Genomic DNA, 22,948 nt, shown 5'->3' on the forward strand with positions numbered 1-22,948 from the left:
GTGCGATATATCTGCAGGATTCACATCTCAAAGGGCGCATCAAGGGAGGGGATGGAGACCTAGATCATGACATTCGACCGTCGGCATTCTGCCACCTATCTGGCCAGTCAATTGGCCAAAGGCTTCGCACGCTCCCTGCAGAGCCGGTCGATGGCACTGGGGTTCTCTCCAGGCCAATTCCCCGTCCTGCTCGAACTCTGGCAGGAGGACGGGCTTACCCAGAAGCAACTCCTCGACAGGCTGGACGTGGAGCAGGCAACGCTTGCGAATACGCTTTCGCGGATGGAGCGGGATGGGCTCATCCAGCGCGCGCCCCATCCCGGTGACCGCCGGGCGCAGATCATTACACTCACCCAGCTTGGCCGCGATCTCGAGGTTCAGGCCGTGGAAGCCGCAGCCGAAGCGGATGCCGCCCTTTTTTCAGGCTTCAAGCGCTTCGAACGGGAGCTGATGATCGAATACATGCGAATGATCGTCGAGAACGCGCGGAAACTTTAGCCTCTCCCGGCAGGCCCCCGCCTGCGGACGCAGTTTTCCTCTTTGCCATTGTGCCGACCCGCGGAGGCTTGCTAACACAGTCGGACGCCGTAACGATTGACACGTTTTTCCAAGAGACCCGCTTCCGAGAGGCTTCAGGGTCTCACATTTCAAAGACAGGACCTCTTCATGACTGATCTTTCCTCCGTTCTCGACCGCGCCGACCAGAACCTTACAGCCAGCCTCGAACGCCTGTTCGGCCTTGTCCGCATCCGGTCGATCTCCACCGATCCCGCTTTCAAGGACGATTGCCGCAAGGCCGCCGAATGGCTGGTGGCGGAGCTCGAGGATATCGGTTTCGAAGCCTCTGTGCGCGACACGAGCGGTCATCCCATGGTCGTCGGCCATCATCCGGGCGCGAGCACCGATGCACCGCACGTGCTCTTCTACGGCCATTACGACGTGCAGCCGGTCGACCCGACCGAGCTGTGGGAAGACGACCCCTTCGACCCCAAGGTCAAGGACCTCGGCAACGGCCGCAAGATCGTCACCGGTCGCGGCGTTTCCGACGACAAAGGCCAGCTCCTGACCTTCGTGGAGGCCTGCCGCGCCTACAAGGACGTGCACGGCAACCTGCCGGTGCGGGTTACCGTGCTTTTCGAAGGGGAGGAAGAATCGGGCTCGCCCTCATTGAAGCCTTTCCTCGAAGCTCACGCCGACGAGCTGAAGGCCGACTACGCGCTCGTCTGTGATACCGGTATGTGGGACGCGGATACCCCGGCAATTACAGCCTCGCTGCGCGGCCTGGTCGGCGAGGAAGTCATCATCACCGCCGCCAATCGCGATCTGCATTCCGGTATGTATGGCGGTGCAGCAGCCAACCCCATCCAGATTCTTTCGAAGATCCTCGGCGGCTTGCATGACGAAACCGGTCGCGTGACGCTCGAAGGCTTCTACGACGGCGTCGAGGAAACTCCCTCCAACATCAAGTCGTCATGGGAAGCGCTGGGCAACAGCCGCAGCGATTTCCTCGGCGAAGTCGGCCTTTCCGAGCTCGCCGGCGAAAAGGGCCGTTCGCTGCTCGAGCTCCTCTGGGCGCGGCCGACCTGCGAGATCAACGGCATCAGCGGGGGTTATGAGGGTCAGGGGTTCAAGACCGTCATCGCCTCGAAGGCATCGGCAAAGGTCTCCTGCCGCCTCGTCAGTGGACAGGACCCGGAAAAGATCCGCGAGAGCTTCCGCGCTTATGTGCGCTCGAAGATCCCGGCCGATTGCTCGGTGGAATTCCTGAAACATGGCGGTTCGCCGGCAATCCAGCTCGCCTATGATTCTCCTGTGCTGACCAAGGCCAAAACCGCCCTTACGGAAGAATGGGCGAAGCCGGCGCTCGTCGTCGGCGTCGGCGGCTCGATCCCGATCGTCGGGGATTTCCAGAAGATGCTCGGCATGGAGTCGCTGCTCGTCGGCTTCGGCCTCAGCGACGACCGGATTCATTCGCCGAACGAGAAATACGACCTGAAGTCCTTCCACAAGGGCATCCGCTCCTGGACGCGCATCATCGAAGCGCTTGCGAAGTAACTCCGGAGACATGAAAAGACCCTGCCGTGGAAGCGGCAGGGCCTGAAAAACAAAAAGGCCGGGCGAACCCGACCTTTCCACCCCATTCACCGGTGCCAGTACATCCGTGGTCACTCGAAATGGGGGCAAGCATTTCCGACGCGCCCGCTTGCGATCTTCTGTAAGATCACTCGGGCTCCAGCGGTCATCGTTTCGCCAAATGGAAAACATTCCGTTAACGCGGACATGAAAACCATTTTAGAGACGGCACGGTCGCCCGTATTTGCCGTTACACACATCATCGCCAGGCCTTCTCAAGCCCCGACCATGCGGTGCGTCGGAAATGCTGTTGAGCAACAGATGGGGATGATCATCAGCTTCTGCAAGAGACGAACTGGAAACATCAAAAAAGGCCGGACAAGCCGGCCTTTCGAAAAGCGTCGGTTGTCGCGCTGATCAGGCCGCCTGGAGGCGATCCGCCGAAACCTTGCCCGAACGCTTGTCGCTGACGAGTTCGTAGGAGAGCTTCTGCCCATCCTTGAGCTGACCAAGGCCAGCGCGCTCCACAGCGGAGATATGGACGAAGACGTCCTGCGAGCCGTCGTCCGGCTGAATGAAGCCATAGCCCTTGGTTGCGTTGAACCACTTTACAGTACCGGTCGCCATAACGATGCCTTTCTCTTGCAAATGACCGACTATTCCGCGCCTAGGCGCATAGGAACGTTAAAAGTTTCGTATTTGAAGGAGAGATCGTCGCAGGCGAGGCAAATGAGCCAAGTGCTGGCTATCAAACAAATATCGATAGTCGAGGATTTAGTGCCCGCAACGGCGTGCGTCAAGGCCGGCTGACACTTGCAGATGACTTGAAACAGGAGGGCCGTCAGCGTCGGCAAAAGCAGAAAGCCCGGCGCGGGAGGAGGTGCGCCGGGCTTCTGAAACTGACCAACAACCGGGAGGAGGAGGTGTTGCTGGTCCCATCGTGGACGCTTGGGAGGAGGAGTGCGCCCGTCGACGATTTGGTTATACATCATTGAAGCTCAAAAAACAGCCAAAATTTTGCACCGCAGCAATGCAAAAATTGCATAGCTTTCTTCCTCGCTTGCGATACGCCTTTTCCTGGGCCATGGTTCACTCATGAGTCTCGAATCCGTCCGCGCCTTCTTCGCCATCCGCGCTCCCGAAATCGAAGTCATCGTCACCGAGGAAAGCTCCGCCACGGTGGCGCTTGCTGCCGAAGCCCATGGCGTGGCTCCCGAACAGATCGCCAAGACGATCTGCGTGCGCGCGGGCGAAATGACGGCGCTTGTCGTCATGTCAGGCGCAAGCCGGCTCGACAACCGGAAATTCCGGGATCGTTTCGGCGCAAAGCCGCGCATGCTCGGTAGCGAAGAGGTCATGGCGATCACCAGCCATCCGATCGGCGGCGTCTGCCCGTTCGGACTTGCAACACCGGTGCCGGTCTATTGCGACGTCTCGCTCCGGAGATTTTCCGAGGTCGTGCCGGCGGCGGGCGCGATCAACGCCGCCGTCCGCATCGACCCGGACCGAATGGCAGGCCTGACCGAAGCAACTTGGGTCGATGTCAGCCAGGAGCCGGCGAACGGCGAGGCAACCTTCTAGAAGTGCGCGGCGTCACGGGCCACGCTTTTGGCTTCCCGTCCTTCCGCACCTGCCATCGGGAAACGACCTCCTCTTTCGCTAGAAGCGATCGTTGATATAACGACGATACCACGCCTGCTTGTTGTCGGCCGCGGCGGTCGCGACGACATAACCGATCGCAAAGCCGATCGCGCCGATCAGAGTAAAGAGGGTCGTCGTGGCGGCAGGATGTTCCCGGATCGTCCCGGCGACCGAAGAGGCCTCGTGCTGAACGTAACTTGCCGCACCGCTGGCACGTTCTGCGATCTTGCCATAGGCCATGCCGGTCTTTTCAGCGAGAAGCTCGCGCAGGCTGGTGATCTCGGAGCGCAGCGTTGCAATCTCGTTGCCGAAGTCTTCGCTGGGCTCGTGGTCGAAAGACGACCTATCCGATTTGATGGGCGTCTTCAGGTTTCTGACTGGCTCTGCCATACCGGCCTCCTTGTGCGTTGATCGAGAGATCGTTCAACTGCGGAAGGCCGGATAGGTTCCTCTTTTCAGGAAAAGAGCCTACCGGCTTTTGGCCAGAGCCTCGGCCAATGCCGACAGCTTTTCCTTGTCATCCGAGCCTTTTTGCAGGGAGTTCACGAGGATCAGCGCGAGCGCTTCTGCGTCGGGGCTGGCCTTGTCGATACGGTGCTCGGCGCAGGCCTGGTCAAAAACCTGCTGTAGCAGGTTGAGCTGCTCCGGATTGACAGGCTTGCGGATCATTTGTGTAGACATCGAATGTGCAGACATAGAACCTCGCTACATCTCGTCCGATCGGCAAACATATCCCTTCGGCCTGTTTGCAACGAAAACCGGAGACGATCATCGGCGGCTTTTTGCGACAGACTTGCGTCGAACTTGCCGCCACCCGAGGAGCGATAAGGTCTCCGACCGAAGGCTGCTTAACGTGAGACTTTCCTAATAAATTGGCAACAACAATTAAAGAGGGGTAGATTATTAGGGTAGACGCGTAGGGATTTCTACCTAGAGCACGCCACAATCTTCCAGATCCGCTTGAGCTCCCTGTTTTCCGCATATCGTTATCGCAAAACCGCTGTACACTTTTGCGCGCGTCATGCTCTTAGGGCCCTGCCTGCGTCAAGCCGGCATCAAAAAGGCTTTCTGCCCATGGCCATCTCCTTTTTGGAGACAGCGCCGGTCGGGACGGCCGGTTTCTCCCGCAAGCACGAGGAGCCCGCGCCGTGCGGGGGCCGGTGCGGGCGGCGACTATTCGGTGGCTTCGGTCTTCTGTCCTTCGGCCTGCTGACGCTTCAGCACCGCAGCCTGTTCATTGCGCGCACCCGCTGCCGGAGTTGTGATGCTCGCCGTGGTAATCTCCCTGTCCACCTTCGCGGAGGCCGTCACATTATGGCTGGGGCATTCCGCAAGGGCTACGGATGACGACAGACCAAGCACTGCGGCGATTACGAGAAATGTCTTCATGTCATTCTCCTTTCCCTGTGGCTGCAAGAGCAGGTTACCCCGCAATGCAATGAACCCGAAATCACGAATTTTCGTCTTCGAGTGCCATTATCCTGCCGTTTTCCCTGCTCCGTCGCTCGCGCCGGGCCAATTACATCAATTTCGAAAGGGTTTCGCGGTTCACGAATATATCTGTCTTTCCGGCTTCATAAGCCGGATGGCTGAATTCAAACGGTGGCTTTTCGGGCATCTCAAGGGCCTGCTTGATACTGACAAGCCCAACGGGAACAAACTCGTCCCCTTTGCGGACGACCGCCTCGACGATCTTGTACATTTCCTCCCCTCCTCCAGGGCGGAGTCCATCACAACACGGACCCTGCCAGCATCTTCCATACAGAAGCGGCTTTTTTAAGGTGAGGGAAGTAAAACTCCGAACCTCCACCCGGAAACAACTCCCGGATGCCTCAATGCAGGTCCAGTGGAAGCTGGATACCTTTCGGAATATTCGGTTTACGCTGGCTGGCGACCTGAATCTTCTGGAATATCTCGCGCCGACGCTCCGCCTCCGCCTCGCGGATTGCCCGGGATGCCGCAACGGCGGCCATGGCGCGCTCAATCACCTGTTCGGCTCTGGTCATCCTTGTTTTCCTTTGCGGCAACTCCTTTGTTCTCTTTTTGTTCTCATAAATCGGAACCGATGTCAAGCTTCCCATGGCTGGAGTGACGAAAGAACCTTCCTTTACCCCTCCTTAAATCGCCGCATTTAGAGTCCAGCGAAGGCCCGGGCGATCGGACAATCGAGTAACGGCCTGTTTTGACAGGCGAGTAACGGGGGTAAGCCGGCTCATCATGGCAGCCAGAGGCAGATCAGACAGGCGCGTTGAACCGTCCTTCGAGGGCCCGCGGGCGCGTGACGATATCCGTCTCGACGCGGACGAGCGCATCGTGGGCACAGGGCGGCCTGTCAGGCGGTTGCCAAAAGCGGAAAGAGAAGACGACCGCGCCGAGCGCCCTGAACGTCCTCGCCCCTCCCGAAAGAAGGCGTCTCAACGCCGGAGAGGCGGCGGCTTCTTCGGCCCACTGCGTTCCCTCGTCTACTGGTGCATCGTACTTGCGATCTGGGGCGGCATAGGCGTCGGCGGCCTTGTCCTTTATTATGGGGCACAGATGCCGGCTGCCAGCACATGGTCGATCCCGGACCGTCCACCGAACATGAAGATCACGGCGATCGATGGCTCCGTCATCGCCAACCGCGGTTCGACCGGCGGCGAGGCGCTGGCGCTCGAGGAAATGTCGCCCTACCTCCCGCAGGCGGTAATCGCCATCGAGGACAGGCGCTTTTATTCCCATTTCGGCGTCGATCCGTTCGGCCTTGCGCGCGCGCTTGTCAACAACCTGACGGGCCAGCCGATCCAGGGCGGTTCGACCATCACCCAGCAGCTCGCCAAAAACCTTTTCCTGTCGCCGGAGCGCACTTTCGAGCGCAAGATACAGGAAGTGCTGCTCTCGTTCTGGCTGGAGCACAAGTTCAGCAAGGACCAGATTCTTGCCATGTATCTGAACCGCGTCTTCTTCGGCTCGAATGCCTACGGCGTGGAAGCCGCCTCCCGGCGTTATTTCAACAAATCCGCCCGCGACGTGAATCTCGGCGAAGCCGCGACGCTCGCCGGCCTTCTCAAAGCGCCTTCCCGCCTGTCGCCTGCTCGCGATCCGCAGGCAGCGGAAGCCCGTGCCCAAGTCGTGCTCGGCGCCATGCGCGAAGAAGGGTATATCACCGACAGCGACCTCAAAACCGCCATGTCGCAACCGCCGGCCAAGGCAAAAAGCTACTGGTCCGGCGCGCAGCACTATGCAGCCGACATGGTCGTCGACGAAGTGAAGGGCCTGATCGGCGAACCGAAGGTCGACGTCGTCGTGGAGACCACGGTCGACCTCAGGCTTGAAGAAGCCGCCGAGAAGGCGTTGAACGATGTCCTGAAGAAGGAAGGCGGCAAGCTCAACGCATCGCAGGCGGCCCTCGTTTCCGTCGATGCGACGGGCGCGATCCGCGCGCTGGTCGGCGGCCGGGATTATGCGGAAAGCCAGTTCAACCGAGCGGTCAAGGCGAAGCGCCAGCCGGGCTCGGCCTTCAAGCCCTTTGTCTATGCCGCGGCACTGGAGGCAGGCGCCCGACCGGATTCCATCCGCAACGACGCGCCGGTGACGATCGGCAAATGGACGCCTGAGAACTTCGACGAGAAATATCGCGGCGATGTCACGCTGGCGTCGGCGCTTGCGCAGTCGCTCAATACGATTGCCGCGCAGCTCGTCATGGAAGTCGGACCGGAGAACGTGGTGAGCCTCGCACATCGGCTCGGCATCGATTCCGACCTGCAGGCCAATGCCTCGATCGCGCTCGGCACGTCGGAAGTGTCGCTGGTCGAGCTCACCTCGGCTTACGCCTCCTTCATGAACGGCGGCTACAAGGCGACCCCGCATATCGTCAAACGCATTCTCGATACCGACGGAAAGGTTTTGTACGAGGCCGATTACACCAATCCGCCGCGGGTCTTGAGCGAACCCGTGGCGGCAACGATGAACAGCATGATGAATCGCGTCATCAACGAGGGCACCGGCAGGGCAGCGCGGCTGGACGGATGGCAGGCCGCCGCCAAGACCGGCACGACCCAATCGTTCCGTGACGCGCTTTTCGTCGGCTATACCAGCATCATGACGACGGGCGTATGGTTCGGCAACGATGACGGCGCCTACATGAAGAAGGTGACGGGCGGCGGATTGCCGGCCAGGGCCTGGAAGGAATACATGACGGCGGCGATGAAGGGTTATACGCCGACGCCGCTCTTCGGCACCGGCCGCGGGCTTGTCCTGCCGCCTCCCGCAGCCCAGCCGGCGTCCGAGCCGACGACGATCGGAGACATTATTTCCGGCATCCTTCCCGGATCCGCCCGCCGTGCGCAGGAGGAGCTTCCTCCCGATTATCCGCCGGCGCCAAGGCCTCCCGCCCGGGATTCCGCCTCCGTCGAGCGCAACCCCTATAACGACCGCACCTATGGCAATCTCGTGCCGCCTGCCGATGTGCCGGGGCGCGACTACCGCCAGTATCGCGGCCCCTATGACGCGCGCGCCCCCATTCCGCCCGGGGGAGTCGGCGGCCCCGTTCCGCCCGGTGAGGTCGGCGCCACAGGCTCCACCGGCCAGCCGCGACAGACGACGCTCTTCGACATCCTCATGGGCCAGTGAAGCGCGATCGCAAAAGGATAGAGCAAAGTCTTATATTTGCTGAGATACAGGCGATTTCTCGCCTTGCAGTCGGAAAAACCCGTCCTTATATACGCGGCATGACCGCAGCCGGTGCTGCGAAATCTGAAAGACCATCCCAGTCGAGGAACTGTCAAGGGAATGCCTGAACGGGGTTCCGACGGTTCGCTTAAAGGAGAGAGAAGAAATGGCAAAAGTAATTGGCATCGACCTCGGAACCACCAATTCCTGCGTCGCCATCATGGACGGCAAGGATGCGAAGGTGATCGAAAACGCTGAAGGCGCGCGCACCACGCCCTCTATGGTCGCATTCACCGATGATGGCGAGCGCCTCGTCGGTCAGCCGGCAAAGCGCCAGGCAGTCACCAACCCGACGAACACGCTTTTCGCTGTCAAGCGCCTGATCGGCCGCCGCTACGAAGACCCGACCGTCGAAAAGGACAAGGGCTTGGTTCCCTATCATATCGTCAAGGGCGACAATGGCGACGCCTGGGTCGAAGCCCAGGGCAAAAAGTATTCTCCGTCGCAGATTTCCGCGATGGTTCTTCAGAAGATGAAGGAAACCGCCGAATCCTATCTCGGCGAGAAGGTCGAAAAGGCCGTCATCACCGTTCCGGCCTACTTCAACGACGCCCAGCGCCAAGCCACCAAGGATGCCGGCAAGATCGCCGGTCTCGACGTTCTGCGCATCATCAACGAGCCGACCGCGGCGGCCCTCGCCTATGGCCTCGACAAGAAGGACGGCAAGACGATCGCCGTCTACGACCTTGGCGGCGGCACCTTCGATATTTCCGTGCTGGAAATCGGCGATGGCGTCTTCGAAGTGAAGTCTACCAACGGCGACACCTTCCTCGGTGGTGAAGACTTCGACATGCGCCTCGTCGAATATCTCGCGGCCGAGTTCAAGAAGGACAACGGCATCGATCTCAAGAACGACAAGCTTGCCCTGCAGCGCCTCAAGGAAGCTGCCGAAAAGGCCAAGATCGAGCTCTCGTCCTCGCAGCAGACCGAAATCAACCTGCCGTTCATCACGGCCGACGCTTCCGGTCCGAAGCACCTGACGATGAAGCTCACCCGCGCCAAGTTCGAAAGCCTGGTCGACGACCTCATCCAGCGGACCGTTGCTCCGTGCAAGGCAGCGCTCAAGGATGCCGGCGTCACCGCCGCCGAAATCGACGAAGTGGTTCTCGTCGGCGGCATGAGCCGCATGCCGAAGGTGCAGGAAGTCGTCAAGCAGTTGTTCGGCAAGGAACCGCACAAGGGCGTCAACCCGGATGAAGTGGTCGCCATGGGCGCCGCGATCCAGGCCGGCGTTCTGCAGGGCGACGTCAAGGACGTTCTGCTCCTCGACGTGACCCCGCTGTCTCTCGGCATTGAAACGCTTGGAGGCGTCTTCACCCGCCTGATCGACCGCAACACGACGATCCCGACCAAGAAGTCCCAGGTCTTCTCGACCGCCGAGGACAACCAGCAGGCCGTGACGATCCGCGTGTCGCAGGGCGAGCGTGAAATGGCCGCCGACAACAAGCTGCTCGGCCAGTTCGACCTCGTCGGCCTTCCGCCGGCTCCGCGCGGCATGCCGCAGATCGAAGTCACCTTCGACATCGACGCCAACGGCATCGTGCAGGTTTCCGCCAAGGACAAGGGCACCGGTAAGGAGCAGCAGATCCGCATCCAGGCCTCCGGCGGTCTCTCCGACGCCGAGATCGAGAAGATGGTCAAGGACGCCGAAGCGAACGCCGAAGCCGACAAGAAGCGCCGCGCCGCGGTCGAAGCCAAGAATCAGGCCGAGAGCCTGATCCATTCGACCGAAAAGTCGCTTTCGGAATACGGCGACAAGGTCTCCGAGACCGACCGCAAGGCCATCGAGGACGCCATCGCTGCCCTGAAGACTGCCGTCGAGGCTTCCGAGCCGGATGCAGATGACATCCAGGCGAAGACGCAGACCCTGATGGAAGTGTCCATGAAACTTGGTCAGGCCATCTATGAGGCTCAGCAGGCGGAAGGCGCCTCCTCCGAAGGCGGCAAGGACGACGACGTCGTCGATGCCGACTACGAGGAAGTGAAGGACGACAAGAAGTCCGCCTGATAGCCGGTTGCCTGATGGCAAGACCTCGACCATAGTTGACAGTGTATCCGGCTGCCTTCGTGCAGCCGGAATCCTTTCCGGAGCCGGTTACCTCCATGGCAAAAGCAGACTTTTATGAAACGCTGGGTGTCGGCAGAACGGCTGACGAGAAGGAACTGAAGAGTGCCTTCCGCAAGCTTGCCATGAAGTATCACCCGGACAAGAACCCGGATGATGCCGAGGCCGAAAAGAAGTTCAAGGAGATCAACGAGGCCTACGAGACCTTGAAGGATCCCCAGAAGCGCGCGGCCTACGACCGATTCGGCCATGCCGCCTTCGAGCAGGGCGGAATGGGCGGCGGCTTCGGCGGCGGCGGGGCCGGCTTCTCCTCGGCCGGCGGCTTCTCCGATATCTTCGAAGACATCTTCGGCGAGATGATGGGCGGCGGGCGTGCCCGGCGCTCGGCCGGCGGTCGCGAGCGCGGCGCCGACCTTCGCTACAATATGGAAATTTCGCTGGAAGAAGCCTTTACCGGCAAGACGGCGCAGATCAGGGTTCCGACCTCGATCACCTGCGACGTCTGTTCCGGCTCGGGCGCCAAACCCGGCACGCAGCCGAAGACCTGCCCCACCTGCCAGGGCTCGGGTCGGGTGCGCGCAAGTCAGGGCTTCTTTTCGGTCGAACGCACCTGCCCGACCTGCCACGGCCGCGGCCAGACGATTACCGATCCCTGCACCAAGTGCCACGGCCAGGGCCGCGTCACGGAAGAACGTTCGCTGTCGGTCAACATCCCGGCCGGCATCGAAGACGGCACCCGCATCCGCCTGCAGGGTGAAGGCGAGGCCGGCACGCGCGGCGGTCCCGCGGGAGATCTCTACATCTTCCTGTCGGTGAAGCCGCACCAGTTCTTCCAAAGGGACGGGGCGGACCTTTATTGCGCCGTGCCGATCTCCATGACGACGGCAGCCCTTGGCGGCACCTTCGACGTGGCGACGCTCGACGGAACGAAATCCCGCGTCACGGTGCCGGAAGGCACGCAGCCCGGCAAGCAGTTCCGCCTGAAGGGCAAGGGCATGCCTGTACTGCGATCCAGCCAGACGGGCGATCTCTATATCCAGATCCAGATCGAGACGCCGCAGAAGCTCACCAAGCGGCAGCGCGAACTCCTGCAGGAATTCGAATCCCTCTCGTCGAAGGAGAACAATCCGGAATCCACCGGCTTCTTTGCTAGGATGAAGGAATTCTTCGACAACTGAGCTCGGGGCCCGAGCCGAAAACAGATACGCCGGTCCCCAAAGGGCCGGCGTTTCGTTTATGCTGGCGACTGGATGGACGAACTCGCGAGTACCGTCCGAAGAGAAACAGGCAGGCGGCAGCGCCTTGCCCAGCCACAGGCATAACCACCGAGCGCCATCAGCGTGTTCGCCGGCCCGTTCCGACGCGTTTTCGATCTCCAGACGCTTCCTCGTTGGCCTTGGTCAATCGCTTCGACTTTCGCGGTTGCCCCTCCTGCGTCCAGACCAGCGCCCTATCTACCTCGGTTATCCAGCGCAGGGAGCTCGCATGACCGAGAGCGGACAACAATGGCTTCGGCAGGACGACCAGGAAGCCACCAGGGCGAGCTTTCCGGAGCTCTTCTTCGATCTGGTTTTCGTATTCGCGCTGATCCAGCTCTCCGAGACGCTTGCCGCCGATTTCACGTTCGGCATCGCCGCAGAGACGCTTCTCTTCATCTTCGCGCTGTGGTGGGTCTGGATCCACACGACATGGATCACCAACCTCCTGAACACGGAGATCACTCCGGTCCGGCTGCTGCTCTTTGCCATGATGTTCCTCGGCATCGTGCTGGCGATCACGCTTCCTCGCGCCTTTACCGATATGGGCCTTGCCTTCGCACTCGCCTATTCGGCCATGCAGCTCGGCCGCTCGCTGTTCGCGCTCTATGCCTTCCGGCAGGCAGGCGATGCCGGCTCGTTCATGTCCCTCCTCAGGATCACCGTCTGGCTCTTTCTGTCGAGCGTCCTTTGGATCGCCGGCGGTGTTTCGGAACCGCGCCTGCGTGTCATCCTGTGGATTGCGGCACTTGCCATAGAATATATCGGTCCGGTGCTGCGGTACTGGCTGCCGAGGCTCGGTCCCTCGCCTCAGGAAACGCTTGATATCAGCGGAGAGCACCTCGCCGAACGCTGCGCGTTGTTCGTCATCATCGCGCTCGGCGAGACCATCATCACCACCGGCAAGAATGCCTCCGGCCATCTGGAGATCGAAGCCACGTCGCTGGTCCTCCTCTGTGCATTTTTGTCCACCGTGCTCATGTGGTGGATCTATTTCCACGACGGACAGGAGCGTGCCGCCGATAAGGCGGAAGAGACGGCCGAACCGCAGATCATCGCCCAGCAGCTCTTCACCTACGGCCATCTGCCAATCGTCGCAGGGATCATCCTGACGGCGGTCGGCGAGGATTTCAGCCTGTCGCATCCCGAAGAAACGGGATCGTATAGTCATGCTCTCGCGCTGCTCGGCGGCCCTATCCTGTTTCTCGGCGGCACGGCCTTGATGAAGACCATGGCCTCACGCTACGTCCCCTACTCGCACGTCACCGGCATCATCCTGCTTGTCGCCTGCTTCCTGCTCGTTCCCTTCATCGCGAATTTCCTCACGCAGGTACTCGCGAGCACGATCCTGCTTGTCGTCGCCCTATGGGAATATGTGGCGCTGAAACGGTTCCGCCGCGCCGCCGCCTGAGCGCCTCAGTAATGTGGCGGCCTGGTGATCGGCGCCGCCTCCCGCGAGGCTTCCTCCAGCTCCAGGAACCGCTCCGTCAATCGGTCGAGCTTGATGCGGGCCTGCTCAAGCGCCTTCCATTGGCCGGCGACCTGGTCGGACAGTTCCTCGATCACCTTGGCCTGATGGGCGGCAAGCTCTTCGAGCTTCACCAGCCTTTCCTCGTCACTCATCGCTGGCTTCCTTCGCCGCCTTCCAGGCGCGCACCGCATCGGGCATGCCGTCATGCCTCCCAAGCGGGCGTACCGGCGCATCGTCCCACCAGTCGGAGCGGATCGGCTTCATGTCCAGGTTCCTGGGATAAAAAATACGATTCTCCGGCTTGCTGGCTTCCCCGACCACCAGCAGCCGCACGTCGGCTTCGGTGTTGTTGATGAAGGTATGAGCGATCCCCGTGCCCGCAGGAAAGCCGACAGAATCGCCCGGCTTCAGGCGGAAGATCTCGCCATCCAGCCAGACATCCGGCGTGCCCTCGATGACATAGACGAATTCCTCCTCCAGGCTCTCGGCATGCGGGAAGGAGGAGCGGCGGCCAGGCGGCAGGCGCTCGTGATGGATGCCGAGCCGTGTCAGGCCGAAATGCCGGGCAAGTGCCGCACCAAAGCCCATCGGTTCGTCATCGCCGCGATAATGCCCCTCGGTCGGCTTTTCGACTTCGGCCCAATGGGCGATGCAGGAAGGTCGGTCCTTGTCGGTCATGGCGCAATCTCCCTTGGAAATTGGCCGACACTAACCGACCGGGACCGGCCGGTCCATGTGGATTTCGAAGATCAGGCTCGAAGGCGCGGCCGCTCCATGCGCGCGTCCCGGGCGTCCTTCGTCTTGAAACGGGCGACAAGTGACGCCAGACGGCTGCTGATGCCGACCAGGTTCTGGGCTGTTGCATTGGTCTCTTCCATCAGCGCGGCATTCTGCTGGGTGATCTGATCCATGCTGCGGATTGCGGAGTTGATCTCGTTTATGCCCGACGCTTGCTCCTGCGCCGATTGCGCGATGGAGTTGATATGTTCATCGATGGACTTCACCCGCCCTCCAAGGCCTACAAGGGCCTGGCCGGTCTGGTTGACGAGATCGACACCCCGGTGCACGTCGGCCGAGGACTGGTCGATCAGTTCCTTGATCTCCTTGGCGGCGGCTGCCGAGCGCTGGGCAAGCTCGCGCACTTCCTGGGCGACGACCGCAAAACCCTTGCCCTGCTCGCCTGCGCGGGCGGCCTCGACACCCGCATTCAAGGCGAGCAGATTGGTCTGGAAGGCGATTTCGTCGATCACGCCGATGATCTGGGTCATTTTCTGGGAAGATTGTTCGATGTCGCCCATGGCGGCAACGGCCTCTTCCACCACCTCGCCCGAGCGAACGGTCTCCGTTGCCGACTCCCGAACGATCGTCTGGACCTCTCGCGTACGTTTGGCCGACTGAGTCGCAATCGTAGTGATTTCTTCGAGCGCCGCCGCGGTCTGTTCCAGGGCTGATGCCTGCTGTTCGGTGCGTTTGGCCATGTTATCGGCAGCCGATGAAATGCCGCCCACTTCGGCGCGCACCTGCTCGACCGAGGTATTGACCTCCCGCATGGCGGTATCCAGTTCGGCGACGGAAGAGTTGAAGTTCTGCCGCAGAGCGGAAAAATGCGGCGCCAGTTCCTGCCAGAGTTCCGCCGTGAGATCGCCGTCGGCAAGGCTCTTCAGCGCCCCGTCCAGCGCGGCCAGCGCTGCGTCCTGTTCGGCCTTCGCCTTTTCGCGCTCTGCCTCCGCCTTTTCACGTTCTTCATTCAGCGCCTGCAGGTAGACGGAGATGCTGTAATCCATGTCGATCAGCGCGGCCTTGATGATGGCCGTGAGGTTTTCGGAAAGGGCCTTTGCCTTCCTGTCCTGGAAAAATCCCTTCATTTCCTCCTTGATCACCGCACGGACAAGGCCGTCCAGAACCATCGCATAGCCGCCGATATACCAGCGTGGTTCGAGGCCGAGGCGCGCGTGAACGCGGCCGATGGCAGAGACGGCGTTTACGTACTCGCCGTCGTACTTGCCGGACGCGATGACTGCCCAATGATTGGCCTGCCGGCTTTTCGCATGGGCGATGTGGCCGTCGTTGGAGAAGAACTTCGCTGTATGAGGATTGGCTTTGACCTTGTGGTAAAAGGCATCAAGCGAACCTCCCACTGCCTGCTTGATGATCGGCTGGAGATTAGCAAGGTGACGTCGCTCTTCCTCACCAAGACCTGCAAATTCCAGGCGGTCTTTCAAGTCGGCGCTAAAGTTTGGATCGGTCATGGGGGCTCCGAGACGGCGAGATAAGGGGTGTTCCAGACAGGGTTGGCTGATTGGTACTTTTTGTCATCGAGTTTTAACGCGCTGTTAGCCATGCCCCCTGAATTTTCAGCATGCATAAATTAGCATTGCTTCTGAAAAGCACTGATTCTCCGAAAAACAGAACTCCAGATCACCGCGCAGGCATGCAGCCAGTCGGCGTACCTGATATGTGCAAAGCAGGCGCGAAACGCCGCCCTCTTCCAATGACATCAATGTCTTGAGCCCCCAAGGCGCTTGGCCAGAGGAGTATCTACAGACGAAGCTTGCCTTCCTCGCTCCAAAACCTTAGCTCCTGTACAACGACACCCAAGATTCCCGATGGCGCAGAAAACCTCTCTTTCCCGGCTCAAGCTCACCGATTTCCGCAACTATGCGGAAGCGACGCTCGTCCTCGACGGGCGCCACGTGGTGCTGGCAGGCGAAAACGGTGCCGGCAAGACCAATCTCCTGGAAGCGGTCTCCTTTTTCTCGCCGGGCCGCGGCTTACGCCGTGCGGTCCTGACCGATGTCGCCCGCGTCGGCGCTGCCGGCAGCTTCACGATCTTCGCCGATGTCGACGGAATGGAAGGCGAAGTCTCGATCGGCACGGGCATCGAACCTGCCGATGGCGAGAACGTCACCCGCAAGCTCAGGATCAACGGGACGCCTGCGAAATCGACGGAAGAACTGTCCGACCACCTGAGCGTCCTGTGGCTGACGCCGGCCATGGACGGGCTTTTTACCGGCCCCGCCGCCGACCGGCGGCGCTTCCTAGATCGGCTTGTACTGTCGCTCGATCATGCCCATGGCCGCCGCGCCAGCGATTTCGAGCGCGCCATGCGAAGCCGCAACCGCCTGCTCTCCGAAGGCCGTTTCGATCCCGCCTGGCTTTCCGCGGTCGAAGCGCAGATGGCGAGCCTCGGCATTGCCATGGCCGCTGCGCGACAGGAGATGCTCGGCCTCCTCAGGACATTGTCGGCCAGTTCCGGCGAGACGCCTTTTCCCACACCGGTGCTGGCGCTCGAGGGCTTCATGGATCACGCCCCGGAGCGGCCCGCCGCCGAGCTCGAGGACGAATACCTGGAGATGCTGCGGAATAGCCGCGGGCGCGACGCTGCAGCGGGTCGTACGCTGGAAGGGCCTCATAGATCCGATCTGATTGTCCGCCATCGCGAAAAGGACATGGAAGCGGAACGGTGCTCGACCGGCGAACAGAAAGCGCTGCTGATCGGCCTCGTGCTTGCCCATGCCCGTCTCACCGCCGACATGACCGGTCATACGCCGATCCTGCTGCTCGACGAGATCGCCGCGCATCTCGACGAAGGCCGGCGCGCGGCGCTGTTCGATCTTGTCCACGGGCTCGGCGGCCAGTCCTTCATGACCGGTACGGACAAAAGCATGTTCTCCGCTCTCGCCGATCGGGCGCAGTTTTTTACCGTCGCACATGGCAGCGTCACATCCTGAGTTACACGCCTCGTCTCGCGATGATATGATGTCTTCATGGAAACCTTGACACCTGACGAGATCGAACGTTACCGCCGCCACATCCTGCTGCCGGAAATCGGTGGCACCGGTCAGCAGAAGATGAAGGGCGCGCGCGTTCTGGTAATCGGCGCCGGAGGGCTCGGCACACCGGTCCTCGAATATCTCGCCGCAGCCGGCATCGGCACGATCGGCATCATCGACGATGATCTGGTCTCGCTCTCAAACCTGCAGCGGCAGGTGATCCACGATACTGGCACGATCGGCGAGATGAAGACGAGAAGCGCCCGCGAGGCGATCGCGCGGCTCAACCCGCATGTGCGCGTCGTGGATTTCGAGGAGCGCTTTTCGCTCGAATGGGCGTCGCGGAACCTGTCCCGCTTCGACCTCCTCATCGATGGCTCGGATAATTTCGATACGCGCTATGCGGCGGCGGACGCGGCGGAACTTGCGAAAATCCCGCTGGTGACAGGCGCCGTCGGACGTTTCGATGGGTCCGTAACCGTGCTGAAACCCTATGAGACCGGCCCGGACGGTGCGCCTAATCCCACCTATCGCGATCTTTTCCCGGAAAAGCCACCGGAAGGGCTGATCCCGTCCTGCGCCGAGAGCGGCATCGTCGGGGCACTGACCGGTGTCATCGGCACGCTGATGGCCATGGAAGCGATCAAGCTTATCGTCGGGATCGGCGACCCACTGGTCGGCCGGCTGATGCTCTACGATTCGCTTGTCGCCCGCTTCGACATCATCAAATACAACCGCCGCACCGCAAGGGCTGCCGCCGAATGACCGACATCATCCGCATTGGAGAAGACTTCGGCCGCTTCGACGAACTTCTGGCGCTCATCCTCTCCTCCTTCGCCTATATGGACGGCGTCATCGACCCGCCCTCTTCCGCGCATCGGCTGACATTGGCGTCATTGGCCGGAAAGGCGAAAGATGAAATCGCCTTCGCGGCCGTCGAGGATGGCAAGCTCGCGGGCTGCGTCTTCCTGAAACCGGAGCCCGGCTTCCTTTATCTCGGCAAGCTCGCTATCGCGCCGGAATATCAGGGCAGGGGTCTCGGCCGCCGGCTGCTGGCAATTGCCGAAGATGTCGCCCGAAAAGAGGGACTGCCGTCGCTCAGGCTCGAAACCCGCATCGAACTCGCCGGTAACCATGCAACATTCGCCAGATGGGGCTTTTCGAAAACCGCCGAGAATTCCCATCCGGGCTTTGAGCGCGTCACCTCGATCGAGATGCAGAAGCGGCTTGCATGATCAATTGCGGCCCGGCAGCACCCGGTTCGGCGGACGGTGGCCGTCGAAAAAGGTTCGGATATTGATGATCACCTTGTCGCCCATGTCGATCCGCCCCTCGATCGTGGCCGAGCCCATATGGGGCAGGAGCACGACGCGGCCCTGATGGGCAAGCTTGATGAGCTTCGGGCTCACCGCTGGTTCGTTCTGGTAGACGTCGAGGCCCGCGCCGGCGATCTTGTTGTCGCGCAAAAGCTGGATCATCGCCGCCTCGTCGATGATGTCGCCGCGAGCAGTGTTGACGATGATCGAACTCGGCTGCATCAGCGCCAGCCGGCGAGCCGAAAGCAGGTGGAAGGTCGCCGGTGTCGAGGGGCAGTTAACCGATACGACGTCGACGCGGGCAAGCATCTGGTCGAGGCTGTCCCAATAGGTCGCCTCCAGTTCCTCTTCCGTCGCAGGATTGGCGCGCTTCCTGTTGTGGTAATGGATCGACAGGCCGAAGGCTTTGGCGCGGCGCGCGACGGCCGTGCCGATGCGACCCATGCCGACGATGCCGATGCGCTTGCCCCAGATGCGCCGTCCGAGCATCCAGGTGGGGCTCCAGCCCGCCCAGTCCCCCGGATGGTCGGTCAGCACGCGCGAACCTTCGACCAGCCGCCGGTTAACCGCAAGGATCAGCGCCATGGTCATGTCGGCAGTGTCCTCGGTCAGCACATTCGGCGTATTGGTGACGGTGATGCCCCGCTTTGCGGCCGCATCCACATCGATATGATCGAAGCCGTTGGAGAAGCTGGCGATCAGCTTGAGCTGCGGCCCGGCTTCGGCAATCAGCGCTTCGTCGATCCTGTCCGTGACCGTCGGCACCAGCACGTCCGCGAGTCTCATCGCGGCCGCCAGTTCGTCCCGCGTCCTTGGCGTATCGTCGATATTGAGCTCGGCATCGAACAGCTCTCGCATGCGGGTTTCCACCGCATCCGGCAGCTTGCGGGTGATATAGACCTTGGGTTTTTTCTTTGCGGTCATGAGTTTCGCTATCCGGCGCCCTTTAGGATGTCCTTAACCAAGTCGCGCGATATTCGGTTCATCCAGGGCGTTTTCTACCAGACCCATCGGCGAAGACAAACAAAACCTCGCAGGGTCCGCGTGGCGCCCCACGGTCTTTCAGCCGGAACCAACCCATGCGCCGCGTTATCCTTCGTTCGTTCATTGCCCTGACTCTCGGTCTTGCCGCCTGCCTGTCCGTTTCCGCGCCAGCTTACGCTCAAGGCGCGAAGGGGCCTAGCGGCCTGCCGCTCCCCCGTTTCGTCAGCCTCAAATCGAAGAAGGTGAACATCCGTATCGGTCCGAGCACGGATTATGCGGTCTCCTGGATGTATATGAAATCCGGCACGCCCATGGAGGTCATCCAGGAGTACGAGAACTGGCGGCGCGTCCGCGATGCCGACGGCACCGAGGGCTGGGTGAACCAGGCGCTGCTTTCCGGCGAGCGCACCGCACTCGCGGCACCCTGGATGCGAGGCAAGGGCAAGGACATCTACGTCAACATGCGCCGGGACCCGCAGAACAGCGCCGCCATCGTTGCCAAGCTGGAGCCAGGCGTCGTGCTCAAGATCAACGAATGCAATGGCGACTGGTGCCACGCGGAAGCGAGCGGCACCGAGGGCTGGATCGCACAGGGCGAGGTCTGGGGCGCATATCCTGGCGAGGCCTTCAAATAAGGTTTTCCCGGCGAGGCCTTAAACAAGGCCTTCGCTCGCCGCCGCTTCCTTGAGTGATTCCATCGGACGCGGACCTATCTGCTGAATGCAGATGGCGGCTGCCAGGCAACCGAGCTTGCCGCAATCTTCAAGCGAGCGCCCCTGGGTATAGCCGTAGAGGAAGCCGGCGGCGAAAAGGTCGCCTGCACCGGTCGTGTCGACCAGTTCCCGGATCGGGTAGGCAGCGACCTTCACGCGCTGGTTGCCGCGGATGATAATCGCGCCCTCCTCGCTGAGTGTGACGGCAGCAAGCTTGCAATCCTTGCCGATCTTTTCAAGAGCCAGCTCGAAATCATCCGTCTCGTAAAGCGAGAGCGCTTCCTGCCGGTTGGCGAAGACGATGTCGACCGTGCCGGAACGCATCAGGTCGAGGAATTCGGCACGGTAGCGATCGACGCAGAACGGGTCGGAGAGCGTCATGGAGACTTCGCGACCGTTCGCATGGGCGATGCGGGCGGATTCGCGGATCGCCTCCTTGGCGCGCGGCGGGTCCCAGAGGTAGCCCTCGAAATAGGTGACTTTGGATTCGGCCACCACATCCGCCTCGACATGCTCCGGACCGAGATCGACACAGGCGCCGAGATAGGTGTTCATCGAACGCTCGCCGTCCGGCGTGACGAAGATCATCGAACGGGCAGTTGGCGGATTGGTGCCTTCCGGCTTCGTCTGGTAGTGCACGCCCTGGGCACGGATGTCGTGCTGGAAGATCTGGCCGAGCTGGTCTTCGGCAACCTTGCCGAAATAGGCAGCCCTGCCGCCGAAACCGGCAATCCCCGCCGCGGTGTTTCCGGCCGAACCGCCGGAGGCTTCCACCGCCGGCCCCATCTTCGAATAGAGAAGTTCGGCGCGCTCTGCATCGATCAGGTTCATCGCTCCCTTGATGATCGCATTCTCGCTCAGGAAACTGTCCTCACAGCGGGCAAGGATATCCACGATGGCATTACCGATGGTCAGCACGTCGAATTTGGGCATCCGGTCTTGATCCTCTTCAACAGGTTAGTCCGGGAAAACCGGTATTCGGGTTTTGACGTGATTGGAAGCGAAAATAACGACAATGCCCGTAAAACCAGGCCTTCCGGCATCTGTCACCTCCCTGTCACGATCTACGTTTATGTGTTTGCCCATCCGGTTGCGTTGCCGACCACGGATGAACTGGCGGCAGACTTCCGGAAGCCCGGATGAGACCGGGAACGAAAGCGGGGATTGCCCCGCTTTTTTGTTTGGCATCTAGGCCATCTCATTTCCTCCCTCGAAAGGCTCTTCTGCGGTAAACGCATTTGTCCTCACCCGCGACATGCGTTAGACGCATAAAACCTCCCTCTGCCGAAAGCCCGCCTTCGTGTCCTCCGTCTTCGTGAATGTCGTGCCCGTCTTCGTCCTGATCCTCATCGGCTGGATGTCGGCGAAAACCGGAATATTGAAGGAGGAGACCGGCGACGCGCTCGGTGAATTCGTCTTCAAGATCGCCGTGCCGATGCTGATTTTCCGGACGCTAGCGGATGCGCATTTCGAAGGCGCTTCGCCGTTCCGGCTCTGGACGGCCTATTTCCTGGCCGTCGCCGTCACCTGGACGGTCGGCCATCTCATCGCCACGCGCATCTTCCGACGTGATGCGAAAGTCGGTGTCATTGCCGGGATGTCCGCCTCATTCGCCAATAACGTCTTCATCGGCTTGCCGCTCGTCGCCCACATTGTCGGGAAAGACGGATTGGTGGCGATCTCGATCCTGCTCGCCATTCATCTGCCGCTGATGATGGTGGCCGGCACCATCCTGATGGAGGGTGCCGCCTCGAAGGTCGATGGAGGGGAGAAACGCAGCATTCCGGCCATCCTGATGCAGATCGGCTCGAATCTTGCCCGCAACCCGCTGGTGATCGGTCTTTTTGTCGGCGTGACCTTCAATCTGCTTGGCCTGCACCTGCCGCAGGCGGTTGCCGTGGTCGTGGACCAGATTTCCGCAGCGGCAAGTCCTGTCGCACTGATATCGATCGGCATGGCGCTGACGAAATATCCGATCCGCGGCGATATCGGGCTTTCGGGAATGTCGGCCGTCCTGAAGCTCACCTTGCTGCCGGCCGTCGTCTTTCTCATGAGCCATCTTCTGGGTCTTCCACAGGATTGGACCGCAGCACTCGTGCTGACTTCCTCAGTGCCTACCGGTATCAATGCCTGGCTGATTGCCCAGCGCTTCCGTTCCGGCCACAGCCTTGCGGCATCGGTCATTAGCATCACGACGGCCTTCGGCGTGATCACCGTCAGCTTCTGGGCCTGGCTGCTGAGTTGAGTAGCCCCAAATCGGGAACCTTCAAGCACAAACGCAAAATGCCCGGCCAAAACCGGGCATTTTCATTGGAAAACATGCCTGGACCGATCAGTTCGTCGCAGGCGGAGCGGCCGGCGCTGCATTCGGGTCCGGAAGCGGAGCCGGGCTGTCAGACTGTTCGCGCAGATAAGCGAGCAGGTTGGCCCGTTCGGTATCGTTCTTGAGACCCGCAAAGCCCATGGCGGTGCCCTTGACGAAGCTCTTCGGAGCCGTCAGGAAATGGTTGAGGTTGTCGAAGGTCCAGTGCTCCGAACCGCCCTTGGAGAAATCCTTCATGGCAGCCGAATAAGCGAAGCCTTCATGCGAAGCGACCGGACGGTCGACAACGCCCCAGAGATCGGGGCCGACCTTGTTCGGACCGCCCTTCTCGATCGAATGACAGCTCTGACACTTCTTGAAAACCGTCGCGCCGGCTGCTGCATCGGCACTTGCAAGAAGCTGTCCAACCGGAACTGCCGCCGGCGCCGCCTCAGCCGCTTCGCCCCCTGCAGGCTCCTCAGCCGCAACAATGGCAAAGCCTTCCTTTTCAGGGATCGGTGAATGAAAAATGCCTTCCGAGGCAATCGACACCGACATCATGACGAAGACCGTAGCAAGCAGGGCGCCTGCCGCCATGTTCACGTAGGGGTTCATCCGCAACCGCTCCTTCGCAACCGCCTGTCCTA

General features: G+C 61.0%; 24 protein-coding genes. 12 read left to right on the forward strand and 12 right to left on the reverse strand.

The features are described from left to right. Positions 1 to 66: 66 nt before the first annotated feature. Together J2046_RS06390 and J2046_RS06395 are read left to right on the forward strand one after the other, a co-directional pair. Positions 67 to 498, forward strand: a complete 432-nt coding sequence (locus tag J2046_RS06390) for a MarR family winged helix-turn-helix transcriptional regulator (RefSeq protein WP_210050365.1) — start codon at positions 67 to 69, stop codon at positions 496 to 498. Positions 499 to 666: 168 nt separating this feature from the next. Further along, positions 667 to 2,055, forward strand: a complete 1,389-nt coding sequence (locus J2046_RS06395; protein ID WP_210050366.1) for a dipeptidase — start codon at positions 667 to 669, stop codon at positions 2,053 to 2,055. Positions 2,056 to 2,490: 435 nt separating this feature from the next. Here J2046_RS06395 and J2046_RS06400 read toward each other — a convergent pair whose 3' ends face one another. Then, positions 2,491 to 2,700 carry a cold-shock protein gene (locus J2046_RS06400; RefSeq protein WP_037151572.1) on the reverse strand — a complete coding sequence of 70 codons (210 nt, stop codon included), beginning with the start codon at positions 2,698 to 2,700 and terminating at the stop codon, positions 2,491 to 2,493. A 468-nt stretch (positions 2,701 to 3,168) separates the two neighbouring features. Here J2046_RS06400 and J2046_RS06405 point away from each other — a divergent pair, with 468 nt between their 5' ends. Then, positions 3,169 to 3,654, forward strand: a complete 486-nt coding sequence (locus J2046_RS06405; protein WP_210050367.1) for a YbaK/EbsC family protein — start codon at positions 3,169 to 3,171, stop codon at positions 3,652 to 3,654. A 78-nt stretch (positions 3,655 to 3,732) separates the two neighbouring features. On the opposite strand, the gene J2046_RS06410 is transcribed toward J2046_RS06405, so the two are convergent. The 5 genes from J2046_RS06410 to J2046_RS06430 all read right to left on the reverse strand — a co-directional run bounded on the left by J2046_RS06410 (position 3,733) and on the right by J2046_RS06430 (position 5,720). Beyond that, positions 3,733 to 4,104 (reverse strand): hypothetical protein, encoded by a 372-nt coding sequence (locus tag J2046_RS06410; protein WP_210050368.1) that lies wholly within the window; start codon positions 4,102 to 4,104, stop codon positions 3,733 to 3,735. A 78-nt stretch (positions 4,105 to 4,182) separates the two neighbouring features. Then, a complete protein-coding gene (locus J2046_RS06415) occupies positions 4,183 to 4,383 on the reverse strand; it encodes a hypothetical protein (RefSeq protein ID WP_210050369.1) in 201 nt (66 codons plus the stop codon). Positions 4,384 to 4,887: 504 nt separating this feature from the next. Next, positions 4,888 to 5,103 carry a hypothetical protein gene (locus J2046_RS06420; protein ID WP_210050371.1) on the reverse strand — a complete coding sequence of 72 codons (216 nt, stop codon included), beginning with the start codon at positions 5,101 to 5,103 and terminating at the stop codon, positions 4,888 to 4,890. Positions 5,104 to 5,233: 130 nt separating this feature from the next. Beyond that, positions 5,234 to 5,416: a hypothetical protein gene (locus J2046_RS06425; protein WP_210050372.1), complete on the reverse strand. Its 183-nt coding sequence runs from the start codon at positions 5,414 to 5,416 to the stop codon at positions 5,234 to 5,236. A gap of 130 nt (positions 5,417 to 5,546) precedes the next feature. Next, the gene (locus tag J2046_RS06430; RefSeq protein ID WP_210050373.1) at positions 5,547 to 5,720 is read right to left on the reverse strand and encodes a hypothetical protein; all 174 of its coding nucleotides are present in this window, start codon (positions 5,718 to 5,720) and stop codon (positions 5,547 to 5,549) included. A gap of 211 nt (positions 5,721 to 5,931) precedes the next feature. Between J2046_RS06430 and J2046_RS06435 the strand changes: the two genes are divergently transcribed. From J2046_RS06435 to J2046_RS06450, 4 genes are all read left to right on the forward strand, one after another. Next, on the forward strand, positions 5,932 to 8,322 hold the full coding sequence (locus tag J2046_RS06435; protein ID WP_210050374.1) for a transglycosylase domain-containing protein: 2,391 nt from the start codon (positions 5,932 to 5,934) through the stop codon (positions 8,320 to 8,322). Positions 8,323 to 8,527: 205 nt separating this feature from the next. Beyond that, positions 8,528 to 10,429, forward strand: a complete 1,902-nt coding sequence (gene dnaK, locus J2046_RS06440) for a molecular chaperone DnaK (protein ID WP_210050375.1) — start codon at positions 8,528 to 8,530, stop codon at positions 10,427 to 10,429. Between the two features lie 95 nt (positions 10,430 to 10,524). Continuing rightward, complete coding sequence (gene dnaJ, locus J2046_RS06445) at positions 10,525 to 11,664, forward strand: molecular chaperone DnaJ (RefSeq protein ID WP_037151876.1); 1,140 nt, start codon at positions 10,525 to 10,527, stop codon at positions 11,662 to 11,664. 307 nt (positions 11,665 to 11,971) lie between these two features. Beyond that, on the forward strand, positions 11,972 to 13,153 hold the full coding sequence (locus tag J2046_RS06450; RefSeq protein WP_210050376.1) for a low temperature requirement protein A: 1,182 nt from the start codon (positions 11,972 to 11,974) through the stop codon (positions 13,151 to 13,153). A gap of 5 nt (positions 13,154 to 13,158) precedes the next feature. Here the strand turns inward: J2046_RS06450 and J2046_RS06455 are convergent, their stop codons facing one another. From J2046_RS06455 to J2046_RS06465, 3 genes are all read right to left on the reverse strand, one after another. Then, the gene (locus J2046_RS06455) at positions 13,159 to 13,365 is read right to left on the reverse strand and encodes a SlyX family protein (protein WP_210050377.1); all 207 of its coding nucleotides are present in this window, start codon (positions 13,363 to 13,365) and stop codon (positions 13,159 to 13,161) included. After that, a complete protein-coding gene (locus J2046_RS06460) occupies positions 13,358 to 13,891 on the reverse strand; it encodes a cupin domain-containing protein (RefSeq protein WP_210050378.1) in 534 nt (177 codons plus the stop codon). The genes J2046_RS06455 and J2046_RS06460 overlap by 8 nt, the downstream gene beginning before the upstream one ends. A gap of 71 nt (positions 13,892 to 13,962) precedes the next feature. Then, positions 13,963 to 15,462, reverse strand: coding sequence for a globin-coupled sensor protein (locus tag J2046_RS06465; RefSeq protein WP_210050379.1), 1,500 nt, complete (start codon positions 15,460 to 15,462; stop codon positions 13,963 to 13,965). Between the two features lie 357 nt (positions 15,463 to 15,819). On the opposite strand from J2046_RS06465, the gene recF reads away from it, so the two are divergent. Genes recF through J2046_RS06480 form a run of 3 tightly spaced genes read left to right on the forward strand, consistent with a single transcriptional unit; the run spans position 15,820 to position 18,221 of the window. Then, positions 15,820 to 16,944 carry a DNA replication/repair protein RecF gene (gene recF / locus J2046_RS06470; RefSeq protein WP_210050380.1) on the forward strand — a complete coding sequence of 375 codons (1,125 nt, stop codon included), beginning with the start codon at positions 15,820 to 15,822 and terminating at the stop codon, positions 16,942 to 16,944. Positions 16,945 to 16,980: 36 nt separating this feature from the next. Beyond that, complete coding sequence (moeB, locus tag J2046_RS06475) at positions 16,981 to 17,751, forward strand: molybdopterin-synthase adenylyltransferase MoeB (RefSeq protein ID WP_210050381.1); 771 nt, start codon at positions 16,981 to 16,983, stop codon at positions 17,749 to 17,751. Continuing rightward, positions 17,748 to 18,221, forward strand: a complete 474-nt coding sequence (locus J2046_RS06480; RefSeq protein WP_210050382.1) for a GNAT family N-acetyltransferase — start codon at positions 17,748 to 17,750, stop codon at positions 18,219 to 18,221. The genes moeB and J2046_RS06480 overlap by 4 nt, the downstream gene beginning before the upstream one ends. Here the strand turns inward: J2046_RS06480 and J2046_RS06485 are convergent, their stop codons facing one another. Then, a complete protein-coding gene (locus J2046_RS06485) occupies positions 18,222 to 19,226 on the reverse strand; it encodes a 2-hydroxyacid dehydrogenase (protein WP_210050383.1) in 1,005 nt (334 codons plus the stop codon). It abuts the gene before it with no gap. Positions 19,227 to 19,381: 155 nt separating this feature from the next. On the opposite strand from J2046_RS06485, the gene J2046_RS06490 reads away from it, so the two are divergent. Further along, positions 19,382 to 19,921, forward strand: coding sequence for an SH3 domain-containing protein (locus tag J2046_RS06490; RefSeq protein WP_037151613.1), 540 nt, complete (start codon positions 19,382 to 19,384; stop codon positions 19,919 to 19,921). Between the two features lie 18 nt (positions 19,922 to 19,939). Here the strand turns inward: J2046_RS06490 and J2046_RS06495 are convergent, their stop codons facing one another. Further along, entirely contained in the window at positions 19,940 to 20,932 is a 993-nt protein-coding gene (locus J2046_RS06495) for an adenosine kinase (RefSeq protein WP_210050384.1), read from the reverse strand. Positions 20,933 to 21,299: 367 nt separating this feature from the next. Between J2046_RS06495 and J2046_RS06500 the strand changes: the two genes are divergently transcribed. Next, positions 21,300 to 22,244 (forward strand): AEC family transporter, encoded by a 945-nt coding sequence (locus J2046_RS06500; RefSeq protein ID WP_210050385.1) that lies wholly within the window; start codon positions 21,300 to 21,302, stop codon positions 22,242 to 22,244. An 87-nt stretch (positions 22,245 to 22,331) separates the two neighbouring features. On the opposite strand, the gene J2046_RS06505 is transcribed toward J2046_RS06500, so the two are convergent. After that, positions 22,332 to 22,916 (reverse strand): c-type cytochrome, encoded by a 585-nt coding sequence (locus tag J2046_RS06505; RefSeq protein ID WP_210050387.1) that lies wholly within the window; start codon positions 22,914 to 22,916, stop codon positions 22,332 to 22,334. Positions 22,917 to 22,948: the final 32 nt, after the last annotated feature.

This window comes from Neorhizobium petrolearium (assembly GCF_017873175.1).
In the GTDB taxonomy this organism is placed as follows: domain Bacteria; phylum Pseudomonadota; class Alphaproteobacteria; order Rhizobiales; family Rhizobiaceae; genus Neorhizobium; species Neorhizobium petrolearium.